At 32.9% G+C, this 1,108-nt stretch carries 1 protein-coding gene and 1 pseudogene; both read right to left on the minus strand.

Going from position 1 to position 1,108, the window contains the following annotated elements; translation table 11 throughout:
* Positions 1–335 (minus strand): annotated as a pseudogene (locus AB4653_RS12825) (hypothetical protein); the annotation flags it as partial.
* Positions 336–364: 29 nt separating this feature from the next.
* Positions 365–1,108: DUF2326 domain-containing protein (locus AB4653_RS12830; protein ID WP_372104345.1), on the minus strand; the 744-nt coding region annotated here is incomplete at its 5' end.

The raw sequence follows: 1,108 nt of genomic DNA on the forward strand, positions 1-1,108 counted from the left end.
ATATTCTGATCATGCTCCTCACCATAAAAATTACCTACACGATAACTACGTGGCAACGTTTTAAAACCATGACGCAAGAAAAAAATTAAGTACTCACGTAACCTCTTCTCTTTGACAATTAAAAGTTGGATTCGATTTTGTTCCTGCCAACGCTCAACAATGAACAATAAAATACATAACTCGATCAACATTCCGGTCAATTCAGGTAACAAATTTTCCGAAAAATAGTCGGCTGGATTATTTAAATAAAACCCAATTCGGACACAAGCTAATAAAAGTATAGCAACAACAATTGTAAATGTTCCTTGTTTCGTATTACCCGGAATCCAATTCATTTTTCAACACTTTTAGTATAAATAATCAATTATCTTTGTTTCTTCCACGACTTTAGAAATGCAAGATGATTCGAGTCTAAAGCTAGGAACTCGTATTTTTTTACTAACTCTTGAGTTTCTATACTTAACCTTCCTAATTTATCGATAGCTATGAATACTTGTTTCTTAGATTTTGAATATTCTTTTACTATTTTTTCTATTGCATGGTCTTCCATATTAGAAAAGACAATTAGATCATGTATCAAAGCAGGAAGATATGTTTTCTCCAAGTAACTCATATCAAGAGCAACCATATTAGCGTATGCTTTCCCGGTACCAGAATCAGTATTGTGAAGAAAATCATATCTTGTCTCGGATAGCTCGATCTTGGGTGTGACCGGTTTATTTTCATAGAAAATATTTATGTATTTAGACATTGTTGAGTTTAAGATTTTTTCTATTTTTAAAAGTGAGGCCATTGATCTATCTGTAATCTTTCCAGACAACTCGCCAACTTTAGTATCAATAGTTAACTTTATGTCCCTAAATCGAAGCTGATCACGTAACACCTTCTCTTCAATAGAAAGCTCCAAAAGCTTATCAACTAAGCCAGATGGCTTCTCTAACATGTCTAATGACCTAGCCAACTTTGAATCAAGTGATACAATTTCTAATTCAATAGCGTTAATTTGTAGCTCTAACATATCTTTTTCATTTCTAAGTTCCGACTTAAGGATCTTAGTAACACCTGAATGAAATTGATCAATCTCATTCAATTTTGCAAAGTCCACGTC

Origin of the sequence: Vibrio sp. 10N.222.48.A3 (assembly GCF_041475345.1) — a bacterium.
In the GTDB taxonomy this organism is placed as follows: Bacteria; Pseudomonadota; Gammaproteobacteria; order Enterobacterales; family Vibrionaceae; genus Vibrio; species Vibrio tasmaniensis_A.